Here is a 19,048-nt window from a genome sequence, read left to right as displayed (position 1 = left end):
AACAGATTATGAGTAGAAAGAGAAAGCCATTCCCCCTTCTGGAGAACATCACCATAGAAGCGGTGGCAGCCGAAGGAAAATGTGTCGCCCACGTAGACGACAAGGTCGTTTTCGTCCCATTCGTCGTTCCGGGAGACGTCGTAGACCTCCAGATACGCAAGAAGAAACGCACTTACTGCGAAGCTACGGTTGTCCGGTTTGTCAGCAAGAGTGCTGTACGCGAGACCCCCATGTGCGAACACTTCGGCATCTGCGGCGGGTGCAAATGGCAGAATCTGCCTTACAACGAACAGCTGAAAGCAAAGCAGCAGCAGGTCTATGACCAGCTGAGCCGTATAGGGAAGGTGGAGCTTCCGGAATTCCGTCCTATCATGGGATCCGTGCATACAAAGGAATATCGCAACAAGCTGGAGTTCGGGTGCGCCAACAAACGATGGTACACGGCAGAGGAATTGCAGGCTCTGCCGGAGGATGCCGGACTGTCAGAGGGAGCCATCGGCTTCCACATCACAGGAGCTTTCGACAAGGTCTACCCCATTGAGAAATGCTGGCTGATGGATGATCTCTGCAATCAGATCCGCAATGACATCCGCGACTATGCGCTCGGAACAGGCATGACATTCTACGACATCCGGGGACAGCATGGCCTGCTGCGTGACATTATGGTGCGCAACTCCAATACAGGCGAGTGGATGGTACTCATCCAATTCCACTACGACGAGGAGGGAGACGAGGAGCGTGCGAAGGCGCTGATGCAGCATGTCGCCGACCGTTTTCCGCAGATCACCTCCCTCTCCTATGTAGACAACCAGAAGGGGAATGACACTTTCAACGACCTCGACCTCATTACCTTCAAAGGCAACGACTACATCTTCGAGACAATGGAAGACCTGAAATTCAAGGTAGGTCCGAAGAGCTTTTACCAGACAAATACCGAACAGGCCTACCATCTCTATTCCGTAGCCAGGGAGTTCGCCTCCCTTACAGGCGACGAACTCGTTTACGACCTCTACACCGGAACAGGGACAATCGCCAACTTCGTCGCCGGTAAGGCACGGAAAGTCATCGGTATAGAGTATGTACCGGAAGCCATTGAAGACGCCAAGGTCAATTCTGAGATCAACAACATCAGCAACACGCTTTTCTATGCAGGAGACATGAAAGATATTCTGACAGAGGATTTCATCAGCCGTCAGGGTCGTCCTGATGTCATTATCACCGACCCCCCACGTGCCGGCATGCATCCTGACGTCATCAATGTCATCCTCGGAGCAAGTCCGGAACGTATCGTTTACGTCAGCTGCAACCCAGCCACCCAGGCACGCGACCTCGCCCTGCTCGATGCAGACTATCAGGTTGCGGCCGTCCAGCCGGTTGATATGTTTCCGCATACGCCGCACGTGGAGAACGTTGTCCTTTTAGAGAAGCGGTGACGTGTGCTACGAGATCTCCGCAAAACTCTTCCCATCCGGTTTCATAATTGTTTATCGGTCAGCAATGCCGGTTATCGGTATCTTGGCGTGCGTGCCTCAGAGATTTCGTTCCACTATTTCCACTTTGCAGGGCAGACAGGTGAAGTCCGGGAGCATGCTGCATAGACTTTCCCCGACAGGACAAGGTGATCAGAACCCATCCTGTACGAAAAAGTACTGCCCGGCAGACACCTCCCGCATAAGTCATCGTTTTCTTACGATACATCATCGTGACCGGGACGGCTCTGTCTATCCTTTTCCGGTAGATGTATCGGTGTCCGTCACATTATAGAGTTGGCAAACACCATTCGTGCTGAACGCTCCGCACCATTCGTGTCGTTGGCAAACACCATTCGTGTTGAACGCTCTGCACCATTCGTGTTGACGGTCTGCACCATGACGATCCATGGCCGGTACGGAAAGCGACTTGCAGTAGAAGGATAGCCGTACAGACAAGGGCTGATTGATCAGGGGAATACCTTTCTGTAAAAAGGAGATTATGGATTTTTGTTTCCCTGTCCGAGAAACGAAATCAGAAAACAATAAAGGCAGACATCTCATCCCGCCCACATTCTTATCTGTCAGAAGTGGGAGGAATGGCATGTCTGCCTTTATCTTGACATCCGTCCGTAACCGGACGCTGCTTGCATCCGAACCCGCCGGACGGCATTGTCATCTGCCATAACAGCGACCAGGGTTTGCCGGCTGTCTATGCGGGACTACAGTTCCCACCCGATAGCAGAAGCGCCGAGCACGGCCGCAGCCGCATCGTCAAGCGAACTTACCAGGAACTTCGGCTTGTCCTTGAATATTTCCAGGGCATGTTCCTTGTAGGAGCGGATAATAGGCTGCATCAGCAAGTCGCCGGCTTTTGTCAGACCGCCGAAGAAGATGAATGCCTCCGGCGAAGAGAATGTCGCAAAGTCGGCACAGGCCTCACCCAGCATGTTCCCGGTGAACTCATAGACGCGTTTGGCAAGTGCGTCGCCGCGGCCAGCAGCAATGGAAACGTCCAGAGAGGTGATCTTCGCAGGCTTCAACTCGCGCAGCAAAGAATCTTCATCGCTCTCCTTCAGGAACTCCCGGGCTGTGCGTGCCACGCCGGTGGCGGAACAGTAAGCCTCCAGACAGCCTGTGCGGCCACAGCCGCAGCTGCGTCCTTTCTCTCCACGCACCATTACCACGTGCCCCAGCTCACCGGCGAAGCCGTCTGATCCATACACCATCTGTCCATTGATGACAATGCCCGAACCGACTCCAGTACCGAGGGTGATCATGATGAAGTCCTTCATACCGCGTGCTACACCGTACTGCATCTCGCCGATGGCAGCAGCGTTCGCATCATTGGTAAGACCTACCGGAATTCCCAGTTTCTCTGAGAACATATCTCCCAAAGGCACGACACCATCGTGCCCCCACGACAGGTTCGGTGCGAACTCGATGGTTCCGCGATAGAAGTTGCCGTTAGGAGCCCCGATACCCATGGCACGGAACTGACTGATACCGCCGTATTTTAAAACAAGCGGCCTCAATGCCTCCACGCCGGCTTCCACGAAATCATCGACGGTCTTGTAAGCCTGGGTCTTGATAGAGTTAGTAGCGAGTACCTGTCCGCGCTGGTCAACAATCCCGAAGACAGCATTTGTTCCCCCCAAATCCAAGCCAATGACAAATGGCTTTTCCAAACCAGCCACAACTGGCTTCTGTTCTGTAATGTCCATGACTATATAAGTTTTTAGTTTGACTATAATATGCGCAAAGTTATGAAAAAAGTGCAATACCACAAAGTTTTGTCAGGTAAATTTGCTTATCTCGTATTATTTTTGCAATTTTGCACTCAAAATTACAAGCATGCAGTTTCCTATTCAATTAGATATTCTGGATTTCATTTTCAAAGGTCTGCTGATCGGCATAATCGCCTCGGCGCCGATGGGGCCGGTCGGAATATTGTGTATTCAACGCACGCTGAACAAGGGTCGTTGGTATGGCTTCATCACGGGAATCGGAGCAGCTGCCAGTGATACGATTTATGCGCTCATCGTAGCTTTGGGTATGGGATTTATTGTCAGCTTCCTGAAGAACCCCACCTACCAGCTTGTCCTTCAGATCTCAGGCAGCGTCATCCTCCTGCTCTTCGGTATCTACTGCTTCAAGTCCAACCCGATGAAGAAGATGCACAAAAGCGGAAACACCAAGGGGACTATCTTCCAGAATGGCCTGACAGCATTTCTTGTAACATTTTCCAATCCCCTGATCATCTTCCTCTTCATGGCGACCTTTGCCCAGTTCGCCCTGATACAGCCCCATCGTATGTTTGAGACCATCGTCGGCTTTTCCTGTATTCCGGTCGGTGCCCTGCTGTGGTGGTATGGGCTGACCTGGCTGGTCGACAAGATCAGAGGAAAGTTTGATGTCAACGGAATACTCATCATCAACAAGGTGATCGGAGCCGTTGTCATCATCTTCTCGATCATTATTCTATTGGGTACGATATTCAACCTCTATCACCTGCCATCCTATTATTAGATGGATTGACATGGACAGCAAGTTTGCCGGATTCTGAAAGAGAACGTTGTCTGTCAAATGACTGTCCATCAGACAGGGTACAAATCAGATACATAGTTACGCACCGTTCAAAGATGTTTGTTGCAAAGGAATTAAGAAAAAAGAGCATAGCAGAATACTTGCTTTATATGTGGCAGATAGAAGATACTATCCGTGCCTACGGCTGTTCACTGACACGAATCCGCAAAGAGTACATTGACCGTTTTCAATATACCGAGGAGCAAAAAGAAGAAGAGGAAGACTGGTTCGGCGATCTTGTACGCATGATGAACCGGGAAGGCTGCCGGGAGAACGGACACCTGCAGATCAACAAAGTACTCATGCAGGATCTGACAGAACTGCACGCACAGCTGCTGCAATCGTCAAAGTTCCCATTCTATTCCGCCGAATATTACCGTGTACTTCCTTTCATCGTCGAACTGAGAGGTAAGGCAAAACGCACGGCGGACAAGATGGCACGCACGAATGACAGACGGCTGAAGAGTGTCGCCTCCCAGTTAGCAGAGAGCGAGGTGGAGACCTGCTTCGACCTGCTGTACGGGGTGATGATGCTACGCCTGCAGAAGAAGGAGGTGACACCCGAGACGACCCGTGCGCTGAAAGAGGTGACGACATTCATCGGAATGTTGTCAGACTACTACATAAAGGACAAGACGGAAGGACTGGACTTCGGCAAAGAATAAAGAGGAAGACAATGAATATTTTAGTAACAGGAGCCAACGGACAGCTTGGCAATGAAATACAGCTTGTCGCGAGAAACAGTAAGGACAACTACATCTTTACAGATGTATGTGAGGGATATACGAAGCTCGACATCACCAATCTGGAAGACATCCGCCAAATGGTGCATGACCACAACATTACGTGCATCATCAACTGTGCGGCATGGACAAATGTGGACAAAGCCGAGACAGCAGGCGAGATCGTCGAAACGCTCAATGCCGTCGCACCCGGCAACCTTGCCAAGGCCATGAAGGAGGTGGATGGCCTGCTGGTCCACATCAGCACGGACTACGTCTTCGGCGGCGATCCTTACAACACTCCCTGCAAGGAGGAGATGAAGGGGACTCCCACCGGAGTCTATGGGCTGTCCAAACTGCATGGCGAAGAGAAAATACAGGCTACCGGCGTGAAACACATTATTCTCCGCACGGCATGGCTTTACAGTGAGTTCGGACACAACTTCGTCAAGACAATGATGAATCTTACGGCGACCAAGCCCCTGCTGAAGGTCGTCTTCGACCAATGCGGAACGCCCACCTATGCCGGCGATCTGGCAGAAACGATCTATGATATCATAGAGAATCGCAAGTATGAAGGCAGCAGCGGCATCTACCACTTCTCCAATGAAGGCGTATGCAGCTGGTACGATTTCACCATCAAGATTGCAGAACTTGCCGGCAATACGACCTGCGAGATCCTGCCTTGCCACAGCGACGAGTTCCCCTCTCCGGTCAGGCGTCCGGCATATTCCGTACTCGACAAGACAAAAATTAAAGAGACCTTCGGCATGAAGATTCCTTATTGGGTCGATTCTCTGAAGAAATGTGTGGAATCCTTGCAGAAACAAGGTTGACAAAAGAAAGGTAAAAGAAAACAGAAGGCAAGACATTGCCTGAAGTTCTGGAGAAAAGGAAGTCATCGCTCTCACTTCCAATACATTCCGGAAGAGAAACTGCCGGCTTGACTCTTCAACTCCATTAACTCCCCAAATAAAAGCAAATGAACGAAATAGAACGCAGGCGAACGTTCGCCATCATCTCCCACCCGGATGCCGGTAAGACGACACTGACCGAGAAATTCCTTCTCTTCGGCGGGCAGATCCAGGTTGCCGGTGCGGTCAAGAGCAACAAGATCCGCAAGACGGCCACATCCGACTGGATGGATATAGAGAAACAACGCGGCATCTCTGTATCAACTTCCGTAATGGAATTTGACTACGAAGGATACAAAGTGAATATCCTTGACACCCCCGGCCACCAGGACTTTGCCGAAGATACCTACCGTACACTGACAGCCGTAGACTCGGCCATCATCGTCGTCGACTCCGCCAAAGGTGTCGAGGCGCAGACACGTAAACTGATGGAGGTATGCCGTATGCGTAATACGCCGGTCATCATCTTCATCAACAAGATGGACCGCGAAGGACGCGACCCGTTCGATGTGCTGGACGAGCTGGAAGAAGAACTCCAGATCAGCGTGCGCCCCCTGTCCTGGCCTATCGGACAGGGACAGCGTTTCAAGGGTGTCTACAACATCTATGAACAGCAGCTCAATCTCTTCACGCCCAACAAACAGCGTGTGACGGAGAAAGTGGAGGTAGACATCAACTCAACGGAACTGGATGCACAGGTCGGTGCAGACTTTGCCGGACAGCTTCGCAACGACCTCGAACTGGTCAACGGTGTCTATTCCGACTTTGATGTAGAAGCCTATCGACGTGCAGAAGTCGCCCCCGTATTCTTCGGCTCTGCACTGAACAACTTCGGCGTACAGGAGCTGCTCAACTGTTTCGTAGAAATCGCTCCCAGCCCGCGTCCTACCAAGGCCGAGGAACGCATGGTAGAACCGACAGAGCCTAAGTTCACTGGCTTCATCTTCAAGATCACGGCCAATATCGACCCCAACCACCGCAGCTGCATCGCTTTCTGCAAGGTGTGCTCTGGAAAGTTCCAGCGCAACCAGCCTTACCTGCACGTCCGCAACGGAAAGACAATGCGTTTCTCCTCCCCTACCCAGTTCATGGCACAGCGCAAGAGCACGGTCGAGGAGGCTTACCCAGGCGACATCGTAGGTCTGCCGGACAATGGCGGTGTCTTCAAGATCGGTGACACGCTGACCGAGGGAGAACAGATTCATTTCCGCGGCCTGCCGAGTTTCTCCCCGGAACTGTTCAAGTACATTGAGAACGACGACCCCATGAAGTCCAAGCAGTTTCTCAAGGGTATTGAGCAGCTGATGAACGAGGGCGTGGCGCAGTCGTTTGTCAACCAGTTCAACAACCGCCGCATCGTCGGCACTGTCGGACAGCTTCAGTTCGAGGTTATCCAGTACCGGTTGGAACACGAGTACAATGCCAAATGCCGCTGGGAGCCGGTACATCTCTACAAGGCCTGCTGGATAGAAGCGGATGACGAAACGGAGCTTGAGAACTTCAAAAAACGCAAGTATCAGTATATGGCAAAGGACAATGAAGGTCGTGATGTCTTCCTTGCCGACTCCGGCTATGTGCTAAGTATGGCACAGCAGGACTTTGAACACATCCGCTTCCACTTCACAAGCGAGTTCTAAGATACTTTCAGGAAATACATAAAAGGAAACATAAAAATCGAAAAAGGGAAGACACCAATCCGATGTCTTCCCTTTTTATATGTCATGTCTGAAATGCCGATTACATCATGCCGCCCATACCCGGAGCAGCTGCCGGCATGGCCGGTGTCTCTTCAGGCTTGTCAACGATGAGGCACTCGGTTGTCAGGAACATTCCTGCAATTGAAGCCGCATTCTCAAGTGCGACACGGGAAACCTTTGCCGGATCGATGACGCCGGCAGCACGGAGATCTTCATAAACATCCTTGCGGGCATTGTAACCGTAGTCGCCCTTGCCTTCACGGACATTGTTGACAACGACAGCACCTTCACCGCCGGCATTGGCAACAATCTGGCGCAGCGGCTCCTCAATGGCACGGCAGACGATGTTGATACCGGTCTGCTCATCCTGATTGTCGCCCTTCAGATTCCTCAATGCTTCCTGAGCACGGATGTAAGTGGTACCGCCACCGACAACTACGCCCTCTTCCATCGCAGCACGTGTAGCGCAGAGTGCATCGTCAACACGGTCCTTCTTCTCCTTCATCTCCACCTCGGAGTTCGCACCGACGTAGAGGACTGCGACACCGCCGGAGAGTTTGGCCAGACGTTCCTGCAGCTTCTCCTTGTCGTAAGAACTTGTCGAAGCGGCAATCTCGTTCTTGATCTGTGCCACACGGTCTTTGATGGCATCCTTTGCACCGGCACCGTCAACAATCGTCGTGTTGTCCTTGGAGACAGTGACCTTCTTGGCCGTACCCAGCATCTCCAGTGTAGCCTTTTCCAGAGAAAGACCTTTCTCCTCGCTGATGACCACACCGCCGGTCAGTACAGCAATATCCTCGAGCATGGCCTTGCGACGGTCGCCGAAGCCCGGAGCTTTGACAGCACAGATCTTCAGACCGGCACGCAGACGGTTGACAACCAGTGTCGTCAGTGCCTCTGAGTCGACATCCTCTGCAATGACCAGCAACGGGCGACCGCTTTCGGCAGCCGGCTGGAGAATCGGCAGGAAGTCCTTTACGCTCGAAATCTTCTTGTCGTAGATGAGGATGTAAGGGTCTTCCATCACACACTCCATCTTGTCCGCATCGGTAACGAAGTAACCCGAAAGATAACCGCGGTCGAACTGCATGCCCTCAACGACACCGATACTTGTCTCGCGGGTCTTGCTCTCCTCAATGGTGATCACACCATCCTTGGACACCTTGCGCATGGCATCTGCCAGCAACTTGCCGATTTCCGGGTCGTTGTTCGCACTGACCGTAGCGACCTGCTCGATCTTGTCATAATTGTCACCGACAACCTCTGCGGTCTCTTTGATGTGCTCTACCACCTTGGCAACGGCCTTGTCGATACCCCGCTTGAGATCCATAGGATTGGCACCGGCAGCTACATTCTTCAGCCCCTCGTTTACGATGGCCTGTGTAAGGATCGTAGCAGTCGTCGTGCCGTCACCGGCATCGTCACCGGTCTTGCTGGCCACGCTCTTGACAAGCTGTGCACCTGCATTCTCGAAATTGTCTTCCAGCTCCACTTCCTTGGCAACGGTCACACCGTCCTTGGTAATCTGCGGAGCACCGAACTTCTTGCCAAGTACTACGTTACGGCCTTTAGGGCCAAGCGTTACTTTTACAGCATTTGCCAACTGGTCTACGCCGCTCTTCAGGAGTTCACGCGCATCTGTATCGAATTTTATTTCTTTTGCCATTTTCTTTTTCTTTAAGTTTGAAAATTGAACTTTGAATTTTATGTTTTACCGGCCGGACATTCCGGCTTCTTCTCCCCTTTCCCGCAGGATGTGACGTGGGGAAGACTTTTATTCTATGACAGCGAGAACATCGCTCTGGCGCATCATCAGGTATTTCTCTCCTTCATTCTCGATTTCCGTACCTGCATACTTGCCATAGAGTACTTCGTCGCCTGCCTTGAGGACCATTGCCTCATCCTTGGTGCCATTGCCTGCTGCGACGACCTTGCCACGCTGCGGCTTCTCTTTCGCCGTATCAGGAATTATGATACCGCCCACTTTTTCTTCTGCCTGTGCCGGAAGCACGAGGACTCTGTCTGCTAAAGGTTTAATTGTCATAATCAATCTATTTTTAGTTCTAATCTGTCTTTTTTCTCCTACTGATGAAGTAGTTTCGCTTTCCACTCTACGAAAAGCGTGCCAAAGCAGTGTACTGACAGTCTTCGGAAGCCATCTGTGCCAACCTGTCAGTCTGCACCGGCATTTGCAGGGCAGCATCTAAGAACACCTTGGAGGGATGACCGTCTTTTAAGCGGGCAGATTCCGCTCCCTTTCTGAAAGGGGACAGCGGGTCATGGCCATGCAACCGGAAGGGAGAGCCGGAGATGCCGTATGAAAACAAGGAGAGACAGAGGGGGACCATATCCCTGGCGGCAGACCCATCCGGGACTTTAAGAACGTACCGCAGGAAATCCGAGGGAAAACGCTGTCTTTCCTTTAAAGAAAATGGAACTTTCTTTATCCGGCAGGATTATAGTTTGGGAACTTTATCTAAATTTGCAACAGAAACAACAGAATCGAAAGGAAATATGATGTCTATTACAGAAAAGATTTCAACAGAACTTCAACACTTGTCCAATCCTGAAAAGCGGGAGATCTTCCCGAGATTCTTCAAGGCAGGAAAAGGAGAATATGGCGAAGGCGACCGCTTCTTAGGGGTGACAGTACCGGATATACGGTCCGTGGCAAGACGGCACAAGGACATTGCACTGGACGAAATCCGGGAACTGATGCAGTCGGAATGGCATGAGGTAAGACTGTGCGCCCTGCTGGTCATGGTGGAAAAAAGCAAAAAGAAAGACAACGGCTTACGCCGCCGGCTTTTCGACCTCTACCTCTCGCTGACCGAACGGATCAACAACTGGGACCTCGTCGACCTCTCCTGCCGCTTCCTCGTAGGGGAATACCTGCTCGACAAGTCACGTGACATTCTTTACCGGCTGTCCCAAAGTCCACTGCTATGGGACAACCGCATTGCCATCGTCTCCACGTACGCCTTCATACGCAAGGGCGAACTGGAAGACACGTATGCACTGAGCGACCTGATGATGCACCACCCGCACGACCTCATGCACAAAGCCATCGGCTGGATGCTCCGTGAGGCCGGCAAGCGCGATCCGGAACGTCTCTACGGATATGTTCTCGGGCACCGTGCGGACATGCCGCGCACCATGCTGCGCTATGCCATCGAAAAGTTCAGCCCTGAAGAGCGCGCCGTGCTCATGCAGCGCGTGTAAGACCCGGCTGATGCCAGCACAGCGGTACGGCGGTTCCCAAGGCCTGGTACTGCTGTTCCCAACCGGTCGGGAACAGGATTCCCGGCCGTCGGGAACAGGATTCCCAGCGGCCGGGACAAAAAAAGCAGAGACACATCTTTCATGTATCCCTGCCGGTCTATGTTGTTTCCTGGAAATGCACGTTGCCGTTCCGGCACTATGCGCACCTGCCGGATCTATTTTCCTCTTTTGTTTTCAGGCAGCCGCCGCAGCCTCCTCCCCGGCTGCACGGATCCGCCGCGTCCTTTCAAGCAAGAAGCCGGGGCCGCCCGCCTGAAAGGCAGAAAAGCATCCGTGGCAATCACATCCGCCGTCCGTTTCCGGGCGCCTCCCTACTCCACCATGAAGCTGTGCAGGTCGACGAACTTGCCACGCTGGCGGCGTTCTTCGATCAGACGTGCCAGCTTGGCTCTGCGGTGGGGGGCAATCCATTTGCGCCCGAAGATGTTCGGAATGGCTACGCCGAGGGCAATGCAAAGCAATACCAGCGAGCCGTTGATGGCATTGAGTACGGCAAATGTCACTTCACCGATGACACCCTGCATCTCGATGAGCCCGTAAAGAGCACGATACATCAACACACCCGGGACAATCGGGATGACAGCCGGTATCGTGATGCACTGATGCGGTGTATGGAGGAAGTGTACGGCCTTGATGTTGATCAGCGAAATCAGGGCCGATCCGCAAAGTGAGCCTACGATCAGACCCAGCCCCAGACCGATATTGCCTGTCTCCGGTCCGAGATTGATGAAGTTGCGGGAGCAGACGCAGATCATTCCCCCGATGGCTATCCACGGCATCAGCCGGTAGGGAATGTTGTAAATGGTCGCAAAGCCCATAGCCGATATGGCTGCCGCAACGGCATACTCTATGAAATTATGGTGAGGCGTCATCGACAAGTCCTTGACAAAGTTGTCAATGCTGCCGCACTTGATGGCGATCGCAATGCCGAAAGCCATGGAGACCACGATGAGCAGCGTGTTCATCGCCCGGACGAGACCTGTATTGATGTAGTTGTCCAGCAAGTCGTTGACGGCATTGATCAAAGGAACTCCCGGGACAATGTAAAGCGCACAGGCAAGCAGCGGATGCCAAGGGGTGGAACTGTACAGAATCGGGCGCAGGAACGCAGGTAATGCCGCCTGGGCAGATGGGGACGACAGATAAGACGACAGCCATGCCAGAATCGTGCTGACGAAAGCGGCGATTGCAAAATTGGCATAGACGTTGGAACCGGAATGGTTCAGGTACATGCGCAGACGGTTGCCCAAGATGGCAGCAAGGGAGGCATAGAAGAACGCCGTCCAGTCGCAGCCGAACTGGATGCAGAAGCCGCCGCAGGCAAAGCCGGCGCCGACGGCGATCATCCAGTCTGTATAATAATGTCTGCCGTGCGCAATCTTCTCAAGTTCTTCTTCATATCTGTCCAGAGAATAATCTTCCTGTATGGCGCGCCACGAAAGTTTCGAGATTTCCTGAATGGCAAGCATGTTGATGACGTGCTTGTCACAGCGTTGCATCTTCGAGAAGCTGTGTGTCTCGTCACTCACATTCACCTGAAGGATGTAATAACCGACATCCATGTGCAGATTCTCCTTGGGCAGCCCAAGGTAAGCCGCCGTACGTTCCATATTACGTTTCACACGGCTCGTGTCTGCCGAACTCTCCATAAGAATCTGACCTGTTCTTAGGAGTAGATCAAGTTTCCTGCGAAGGATCTTCTTGGAAGATACCATCTGATTCTCGTCCATAAAATAACAATCTTTAGCTTAATAAACGTCTGCAAAGTTACGATTAATTACCCACATGGGAAAATTACCCTGCAACAAATCAGTGCCTTGCTCCAACTTTTCACGTGACGAAGGGATGCGGACTCGCAAGTTTTCCTGTTACGGAGACACCGGGATCAGCATCCCGTGTGGAAAAAGCGACTTGTCCCTCCCGTCCCGTTCATGCAGTTCTATACCGACAGACTAAAGTCACATTCCGCCAATGTCCTGCGGATATTCGCTTTTGCGAGTACCGGATCCATCGCATCGGCAAGCGGCATATCCGGCGGGGTGATACACAGCACCTGCGCGAAACCGGCCCCGACCAGAGCTGCTGCGTCCGTCACCCTCCCGGCTATCAGCACGACGGGAATACCCTTGCGGATGCCGTATTGCAGCACGCAGGCGGGGATCTTCCCCATCAAGGTCTGGGCATCCGCACTTCCCTCCCCTGTCACGATGAGATCTGCCCCGTCTATCAGCATACCGAAGCCGGCGGTCTCCAGCAGGAGGCCGGCACCTGACCTGATCTTTGCATTCATGAACTGCAGGAAGGCATAGCCCAGTCCGCCGGCAGCACCGGCTCCCCGCTCCGTGGACCGGTCGAAGCCCTGACGGGCCGCCGCCATGCGGGCGAATGTGCGTGCACGACGATCCAGGCAGGCTATCATTTCCGGAGTTGCCCCTTTCTGCGGACCGAACACTGCGGCCGCCCCCTGCTCCCCGAAGAGCGGATTGTCTACATCGGAAGCCAATGTCACATCAAGGTGCTGCGGAAGTGCGGCAGGCCAGTCTTCCCCGAGCGCATCCTTCAGCGCCGCCAGCATCCCCAGCCCGCAGTCGCTTGTCGCCGACCCGCCCAGTCCGATGATGAACCGGCTGTACCCCTTCCGAAGAGCATGGGAGAGCAGTTCACCTACTCCATAAGAGGTCGCACGCAACGGGTTCAGCTCCTGCGGTTTGAGAAGTCCGATGCCACAGGCTGCAGCCGTCTCGAGGATGACGGTGTCATCCGTACTCACAGCATAAGAGGCACGGACAGGACGCATGAGTGCATCGTGGCAGTCGACAGCGATGGTCCTGCAGTCTAAAAGACGGGAGAAGACTTCCGTCATCCCGTCCCCTCCATCCGTAACCGGCACCTTGACCACCTCGGTCTCCCGCCATCGCTCTCTGATCCCGGACTCGGCAGCGGTCTCCGCCTCGGCAGAGGAGAGACAGCCTTTGAAACTATCAATTGCTAAAACGACACGTCTCATAACGGCCGCAAAGTTATTAAGAAATCTTGAATTATTTGGATTTTACATCTATTATATATATCTTTGCACGAAAAACATAATTAGATGCCTATATGAAACAGTTTTTCAAGTTTGTTTTCGCTTCATTCGTGGGAACGCTCCTCTTCGGTATCGTCGCAGGCTTCTTTGCACTTATCACCATCGCAGGCATGATTGCAATGCAGGATTCCACAGAGAAAATAGAGGACAACTCCGTGCTTGTCCTGAACCTGTCGGGACAGCTGGCAGAGCGAGGCGAAGACAACTTCTTCGGTCAGCTGCAAGGCAATGCTACAAGCAGCATCGGGCTTGACAACCTGCTCGAAGGCATCCACAAAGCCAAAGACAACAACAACGTCAAAGGAATCTATATCGAAGCCGGCGCCTTCGCCGCCGATTCGTACGCTTCGATGCAGGCACTGCGGAATGCCCTGCTCGACTTCAAGAAGAGCGGGAAATGGATTGTCGCATACGGAGACACCTACACACAGGGCACCTATTATCTGGCTTCTGCCGCCGACAAGGTCTACCTGAATCCGCAGGGGCAGATCGACTGGCATGGACTGTCGTCCCAGCCGGTCTTCGTAAAGGATCTTCTGGCAAAGGTCGGCGTGAAGATGCAGGTGGTGAAGGTCGGTGCGTACAAGAGTGCCACCGAGATGTTTACAGGCGACAGAATGAGTGCAGCAAACCGTGAACAGACATCCGCCTACCTGAACAGTATATGGGGAAACATAACGAAGGAAGTGGGAGCAAGCAGGCGGCTGTCCACAGCGCAGCTGAATGCGTATGCCGACAGCATGATTACCTTTGCCGCACCGGAAACATACGTGAAGCTGAAACTCGTAGACGGACTGGTTTACACGGACCAGATGAAAGGGATCGTGAAAAAGCGGCTGGGACTTAAGTCCGATGATGCTATCGAGCAGGTCACCGTCGCCGACCTGCAGAATGCAGAAGACGAAACACTGGACGACGGGGACAGCCAGATCGCCGTTTACTATGCCTACGGTGACATTGTCGACGGTGCCGTAGGCGGCATGTTCGCACAGAACCACAAGATTGATGCACAGAAGGTATGCAAAGATCTGGAGGAACTGGCGGAAGACAAAGAGATAAAAGCCGTCGTACTGCGGGTCAATTCTGGAGGCGGCTCCGCTTATGCTTCAGAGCAGATATGGCACCAGATCATGGAACTGAAGAAAAAGAAGCCGGTAGTCGTCAGCATGGGAGGCATGGCGGCATCAGGAGCCTATTACATGTCGGCTCCGGCAGACTGGATTGTCGCCGAGCCTACTACCCTCACCGGCTCGATCGGAATCTTCGGAATGTTCCCTGATGCAAGCAGCCTGTTTGCAGAGAAATTAGGCGTAAGATTCGATGAGGTGAAAACCAACAAGTACGCCGGCTTCGGCACGCAGGCACGTCCCTTCACGGAAGATGAGATGGCATATCTCACTCAGTATGTCAACCGTGGATACAGACTCTTCCGCCATCGCGTGGCGGAAGGACGAAAGATGACCGACAGTCAGGTCGAGAAGATCGCCCAGGGGCATGTCTATACAGGACAGGATGCGCAGAAAATCGGCCTCGTGGACCAGCTCGGCGGTCTGGACACCGCAATTGCCAAGGCGGTACGGCTTGCCAAGCTGACCGGCTACAGCACCTGCGTTTATCCGGAGGAGCCGGGGTTCCTCGAGCAGCTGCTGGAACAGACAAAACCGGACAATTACCTCAGCGAACAGCTGCGGGCGAATCTGGGCGACTATTACGAACCATTCTCCTTGCTGAAGACGCTCAACCACCAGAGCACCATCCAGGCACGCCTGCCCTATTTCCCAAACATCCACTAACCGAATATGGAAGGAGACCCTATCAAGATACACAGATGGCTGCTGCCGCTCAGCTGGCTTTACGGGTTTGCCGTCATCATCCGCAACGAGCTGTTCGAGCTGAACATCCTCAAGACCAGACGGTTTGACATCCCGGTCATTTCCGTCGGCAACATCACCGTGGGAGGATCCGGAAAGACCCCCCATGTGGAATATCTGATCCGGCTGCTGAAAGACAAGATGAAGGTAGCGGTGCTCTCACGTGGATACAAACGGAAAAGCCATGGCTATGTGCTGGCGGACAAAGAGACCCCTATGCGTGAAATAGGGGACGAGCCTTATCAGATGAAGATGAAATTCCCCGACATACGTGTGGCCGTAGACAAGAACCGATGCGAGGGAATCGACCGGCTTACATCTGACGAAACGACAAAGGACACGGATGTCATTCTTCTGGATGATGCTTTCCAGCATCGCTATGTACAGCCCGGCATCAATATCCTGCTGGTAGACTATCACCGGCTGATTATCTACGACAAGCTCCTCCCGGCAGGGAGGCTGCGTGAACCGTTGTCCGGCAAACACCGCGCCGACATCGTCATCATCACCAAATGTCCCAGAAGCCTCAATCCGATAGACTACCGGGTGCTGAGCAAGGCAATGGAGCTTTATCCTTTCCAGCAGCTGTACTTCACCACCCTGGAGTATTGCGCACTTGAGCCGATCTTCGTCCAAGGGCAGCATGTCCCGCTGACCGAGATCAGGGGGAAGAATGTTCTCCTGCTTACGGGAATAGCCTCACCGGGGCAGCTGGAGACGGATATTAACACCTATGCCGGAAACAATGCACTGACTACGCTTTCGTTCCCCGACCACCATGCCTTTACGGCAAAAGACATCAGACGCATCAACGAGACCTTCGCCGGCATGGCAGAACCCAAGATGGTCATCACCACCGAGAAGGACCAGGCACGGCTTGTTGACGTGGAGACACTGTCTGACAGCGTAAGAGAAAACATTTATGCCCTCCCGATCAAAGTAAGTTTCATGCTTGACAAGGAGGAGACATTCAACCAAAAAATAATATCCTATGTACGCAAAAATTCAAGAAACAGCATCTTGGCTAAAAGAGAGGATGACCACAAGTCCAAAGACGGCAATCATTCTGGGCACAGGCCTCGGACAATTAGCTTCAGAGATAACTGACAGTCATGAGTTTCCCTATCAAGACATACCCAACTTTCCTGTCTCGACCGTAGAGGGACATGCCGGCAAGCTGATCTTCGGAAAGCTCGGTGACAAGGACATCATGGCCATGGAAGGACGCTTCCATTTCTATGAAGGATATGGCATGAAAGAGGTCACTTTCCCGATCCGGGTAATGTATGAGTTAGGCATCACGACCCTCTTCGTCTCCAACGCTTCAGGGGGCATGAATCCGGAGTTCAGAATCGGCGACCTGATGATCATCACCGACCATATCAATATGTTCCCGGAACATCCGCTGCGAGGACACAACTTCCCGACAGGCCCCCGATTCCCGGACATGCACGAGGCATACGATCATAAACTGGTGGCACTGGCCGATGAAATTGCAAAGGAAAAGAATATCCGGGTGATGCACGGCGTCTACATGGGCGTACAAGGCCCGACCTTCGAGACCCCGGCCGAATACCGTATGTATCACAAGATGGGAGCGGATGCTGTCGGGATGAGTACCGTGCCTGAAGTCATCGTAGCCCGGCACAGCGGCATCAAGGTGTTCGGTGTCAGTGTCATCACCGATCTCGGCGGATTCGACGTACCTGTCAAAGTCAGCCACGAAGAGGTACAGGAGGCTGCCAACGCCGCACAGCCCCGCATGACAGAGATAATGCGCGAGATGATCAAACGCTCCTGACAAAGAGACAGTCCCATACAGGCACTGGCAGACGTACATCTTGACTCCCGCCTCCTATGTCTAAGAAGACAGGACTGCGGAGACAGAATCCGCCCGGACCTCCTTCCATGTCGTGGAAGAGGGATTGCGGAAACGGAAAAGCCGGTAAGATGTATGTCTTCCGCCAGAAAAATTCACAAAGCTATTTGCATTCAATGGAAATAAAAGAACTCGGTGAATTTGATTTCATCGACCACCTCACAAAGGATATAAAGCCTGTCAACAGCTCAACGGTGATGGGAGTCGGCGACGATGCCGCCGTTCTCCACTATACAGACACTGAGACCCTCGTCTCTTCACAGATGTTCATGGAGGGGGTGCAGTTCGACCTGACCTACATTGACATGGAGCACCTCGCCTATAAGGCAGCTATGATAACGATGAGCAATATCTTTGCCATGAACGGCCATCCACGTCAGCTGGTCGTGTCTTTAGGCCTTGGCAAACGCTTCAAAGTCGAAGACATCGACCGGTTTTACAGCGGGCTGAAGAAAGCCTGCGGCAAATGGGAGGTAGATATTGCAGGCGGTGATACGACCTCATCCTATACGGGACTCGCCATCAGCCTCACCTGTATCGGAGAAGCAGCCAAGGCGGACATCGTCTATCGAAGCGGAGCGCATGAGACCGACCTTATCTGCGTGACAGGCGACCTTGGGTCGGCTTATATGGGTCTGCAGATCCTCGAGCGTGAGAAGACCGTATATTACCAGCAGGTGGAGGAATTCAACAGAAAGGTAAAGGAGGCACAACGCAACAAAGAGCAGAAGCAGCTCGAGGCACTGCAAAAGGAACGTGCTGCCATCGAAGATTTCCAACCTGACTTTGCGGGGAAAGAGTATCTCATAGACCGGCAGCTGAAGCCCGAGGCACGCGGCGACATTCTCAACCAGCTCCGTGAGGCCGGGATACACCCGACGGCTATGATAGACATCTCGGATGGGCTGGCAAGCGAGTTGAAACATATCTGCAAACAAAGCCACTGCGGGTGCAGAATCTATGAAAAGAACATTCCCATTGACTACCAGACAGCAGCCACCTGCGAGGAGTTCAATATGAATCTCACAACGGCAGCCCTGAACGGCGGCGAGGATTATGAACTTCTATTCACCGTACCCATAGGGGATCATGAGAAGATAGAAAAGATGGAGAATATCAGACAGATAGGCTACATCACCAAGGAGAATCTGGGTACATTCCTCATCACTCGTGACGGCAATGAATTTGAATTGAAAGCACAGGGATGGCGGCTAAAGGAAAATTAAGAAACATGTTAATGAGTGCAAATGATGTGAAAAATCTTACAGATAATTTGGCAGGGTTAAATTAATATACTACCTTTGCATCGCAATTCAGAAATGGTGCTGAAAACACGATGATGATTGCAAAAAAATGATGGTGCCATAGCTCAGTTGGTAGAGCAAAGGACTGAAAATCCTTGTGTCCCCGGTTCGATTCCTGGTGGTACCACTCCTCCTTTCATCAGGGCGGTTCTCGAAAGAGGCCGCTCTTTTTGTTTTCAGGGAGCCTCGATGGGACGAGGTGTCCGTCGTTGAAGATGCGGGGAAGAAAGGGGTCA

General features: G+C 52.7%; 15 protein-coding genes and 1 tRNA gene. 11 read left to right on the top strand and 5 right to left on the bottom strand.

The window, feature by feature from the left end:
* The first annotated feature begins 8 nt into the window (after positions 1-8).
* Positions 9-1,433 carry a 23S rRNA (uracil(1939)-C(5))-methyltransferase RlmD gene (gene rlmD, locus HMPREF9141_RS09365; RefSeq protein ID WP_007368477.1) on the top strand — a complete coding sequence of 475 codons (1,425 nt, stop codon included), beginning with the start codon at positions 9-11 and terminating at the stop codon, positions 1,431-1,433.
* A 758-nt stretch (positions 1,434-2,191) separates the two neighbouring features.
* Here rlmD and HMPREF9141_RS09360 read toward each other — a convergent pair.
* Positions 2,192-3,193, bottom strand: a complete 1,002-nt coding sequence (locus HMPREF9141_RS09360) for an ROK family protein (protein ID WP_040554769.1) — start codon at positions 3,191-3,193, stop codon at positions 2,192-2,194.
* A gap of 130 nt (positions 3,194-3,323) precedes the next feature.
* Here HMPREF9141_RS09360 and HMPREF9141_RS09355 point away from each other — a divergent pair, with 130 nt between their 5' ends.
* The 4 genes from HMPREF9141_RS09355 (at position 3,324) to HMPREF9141_RS09340 (ending at position 7,328) form a co-directional block, all read left to right on the top strand.
* On the top strand, positions 3,324-3,998 hold the full coding sequence (locus HMPREF9141_RS09355) for a LysE family translocator (RefSeq protein ID WP_007368475.1): 675 nt from the start codon (positions 3,324-3,326) through the stop codon (positions 3,996-3,998).
* Between the two features lie 113 nt (positions 3,999-4,111).
* Positions 4,112-4,720 carry a DUF4924 family protein gene (locus tag HMPREF9141_RS09350; protein WP_007368474.1) on the top strand — a complete coding sequence of 203 codons (609 nt, stop codon included), beginning with the start codon at positions 4,112-4,114 and terminating at the stop codon, positions 4,718-4,720.
* An 11-nt stretch (positions 4,721-4,731) separates the two neighbouring features.
* On the top strand, positions 4,732-5,613 hold the full coding sequence (rfbD, locus tag HMPREF9141_RS09345; protein WP_007368473.1) for a dTDP-4-dehydrorhamnose reductase: 882 nt from the start codon (positions 4,732-4,734) through the stop codon (positions 5,611-5,613).
* A gap of 146 nt (positions 5,614-5,759) precedes the next feature.
* The gene (locus HMPREF9141_RS09340; RefSeq protein WP_007368472.1) at positions 5,760-7,328 is read left to right on the top strand and encodes a peptide chain release factor 3; all 1,569 of its coding nucleotides are present in this window, start codon (positions 5,760-5,762) and stop codon (positions 7,326-7,328) included.
* A 100-nt stretch (positions 7,329-7,428) separates the two neighbouring features.
* On the opposite strand, the gene groL is transcribed toward HMPREF9141_RS09340, so the two are convergent.
* Positions 7,429-9,057, bottom strand: a complete 1,629-nt coding sequence (gene groL, locus HMPREF9141_RS09335; protein WP_007368471.1) for a chaperonin GroEL — start codon at positions 9,055-9,057, stop codon at positions 7,429-7,431.
* Between the two features lie 108 nt (positions 9,058-9,165).
* On the bottom strand, positions 9,166-9,435 hold the full coding sequence (locus HMPREF9141_RS09330; protein ID WP_007368470.1) for a co-chaperone GroES: 270 nt from the start codon (positions 9,433-9,435) through the stop codon (positions 9,166-9,168).
* Positions 9,436-9,905: 470 nt separating this feature from the next.
* Here HMPREF9141_RS09330 and HMPREF9141_RS09320 point away from each other — a divergent pair, with 470 nt between their 5' ends.
* Positions 9,906-10,613: a DNA alkylation repair protein gene (locus tag HMPREF9141_RS09320; protein WP_040554766.1), complete on the top strand. Its 708-nt coding sequence runs from the start codon at positions 9,906-9,908 to the stop codon at positions 10,611-10,613.
* 371 nt (positions 10,614-10,984) lie between these two features.
* On the opposite strand, the gene HMPREF9141_RS09315 is transcribed toward HMPREF9141_RS09320, so the two are convergent.
* Together HMPREF9141_RS09315 and HMPREF9141_RS09310 are read right to left on the bottom strand one after the other, a co-directional pair.
* Positions 10,985-12,403: a threonine/serine exporter family protein gene (locus HMPREF9141_RS09315; RefSeq protein ID WP_007368467.1), complete on the bottom strand. Its 1,419-nt coding sequence runs from the start codon at positions 12,401-12,403 to the stop codon at positions 10,985-10,987.
* Between the two features lie 209 nt (positions 12,404-12,612).
* Complete coding sequence (locus HMPREF9141_RS09310; protein WP_007368466.1) at positions 12,613-13,680, bottom strand: glycerate kinase; 1,068 nt, start codon at positions 13,678-13,680, stop codon at positions 12,613-12,615.
* A 92-nt stretch (positions 13,681-13,772) separates the two neighbouring features.
* On the opposite strand from HMPREF9141_RS09310, the gene sppA reads away from it, so the two are divergent.
* From sppA to HMPREF9141_RS09285, 5 genes are all read left to right on the top strand, one after another.
* Positions 13,773-15,551: a signal peptide peptidase SppA gene (gene sppA / locus HMPREF9141_RS09305; protein WP_007368465.1), complete on the top strand. Its 1,779-nt coding sequence runs from the start codon at positions 13,773-13,775 to the stop codon at positions 15,549-15,551.
* 6 nt (positions 15,552-15,557) lie between these two features.
* Positions 15,558-16,736 (top strand): tetraacyldisaccharide 4'-kinase, encoded by a 1,179-nt coding sequence (gene lpxK, locus HMPREF9141_RS09300; RefSeq protein ID WP_007368464.1) that lies wholly within the window; start codon positions 15,558-15,560, stop codon positions 16,734-16,736.
* Complete coding sequence (locus HMPREF9141_RS09295; RefSeq protein ID WP_083809446.1) at positions 16,621-17,430, top strand: purine-nucleoside phosphorylase; 810 nt, start codon at positions 16,621-16,623, stop codon at positions 17,428-17,430. The genes lpxK and HMPREF9141_RS09295 overlap by 116 nt, the downstream gene beginning before the upstream one ends.
* A gap of 194 nt (positions 17,431-17,624) precedes the next feature.
* Entirely contained in the window at positions 17,625-18,734 is a 1,110-nt protein-coding gene (gene thiL, locus HMPREF9141_RS09290) for a thiamine-phosphate kinase (protein ID WP_040555039.1), read from the top strand.
* Positions 18,735-18,866: 132 nt separating this feature from the next.
* Positions 18,867-18,939, top strand: a tRNA-Phe gene (locus HMPREF9141_RS09285).
* Positions 18,940-19,048: the final 109 nt, after the last annotated feature.

The organism is Prevotella multiformis DSM 16608, from assembly GCF_000191065.1.
Taxonomy (GTDB): Bacteria; Bacteroidota; Bacteroidia; order Bacteroidales; family Bacteroidaceae; genus Prevotella; species Prevotella multiformis.
This window is presented reverse-complemented; position numbering and strand designations above follow the sequence as displayed.

Coding starts and splice junctions, on each gene's coding strand:
- rlmD (WP_007368477.1), top strand. CDS start 9: ATGAGTAGAAAGAGAAAGCCATTCCCCCTTCTGGAGAACATCACCATA.
- HMPREF9141_RS09360 (WP_040554769.1), bottom strand. CDS start 3,193: ATGGACATTACAGAACAGAAGCCAGTTGTGGCTGGTTTGGAAAAGCCA.
- HMPREF9141_RS09355 (WP_007368475.1), top strand. CDS start 3,324: ATGCAGTTTCCTATTCAATTAGATATTCTGGATTTCATTTTCAAAGGT.
- HMPREF9141_RS09350 (WP_007368474.1), top strand. CDS start 4,112: ATGTTTGTTGCAAAGGAATTAAGAAAAAAGAGCATAGCAGAATACTTG.
- rfbD (WP_007368473.1), top strand. CDS start 4,732: ATGAATATTTTAGTAACAGGAGCCAACGGACAGCTTGGCAATGAAATA.
- HMPREF9141_RS09340 (WP_007368472.1), top strand. CDS start 5,760: ATGAACGAAATAGAACGCAGGCGAACGTTCGCCATCATCTCCCACCCG.
- groL (WP_007368471.1), bottom strand. CDS start 9,057: ATGGCAAAAGAAATAAAATTCGATACAGATGCGCGTGAACTCCTGAAG.
- HMPREF9141_RS09330 (WP_007368470.1), bottom strand. CDS start 9,435: ATGACAATTAAACCTTTAGCAGACAGAGTCCTCGTGCTTCCGGCACAG.
- HMPREF9141_RS09320 (WP_040554766.1), top strand. CDS start 9,906: ATGATGTCTATTACAGAAAAGATTTCAACAGAACTTCAACACTTGTCC.
- HMPREF9141_RS09315 (WP_007368467.1), bottom strand. CDS start 12,403: ATGGACGAGAATCAGATGGTATCTTCCAAGAAGATCCTTCGCAGGAAA.
- HMPREF9141_RS09310 (WP_007368466.1), bottom strand. CDS start 13,680: ATGAGACGTGTCGTTTTAGCAATTGATAGTTTCAAAGGCTGTCTCTCC.
- sppA (WP_007368465.1), top strand. CDS start 13,773: ATGAAACAGTTTTTCAAGTTTGTTTTCGCTTCATTCGTGGGAACGCTC.
- lpxK (WP_007368464.1), top strand. CDS start 15,558: ATGGAAGGAGACCCTATCAAGATACACAGATGGCTGCTGCCGCTCAGC.
- HMPREF9141_RS09295 (WP_083809446.1), top strand. CDS start 16,621: ATGTACGCAAAAATTCAAGAAACAGCATCTTGGCTAAAAGAGAGGATG.
- thiL (WP_040555039.1), top strand. CDS start 17,625: ATGGAAATAAAAGAACTCGGTGAATTTGATTTCATCGACCACCTCACA.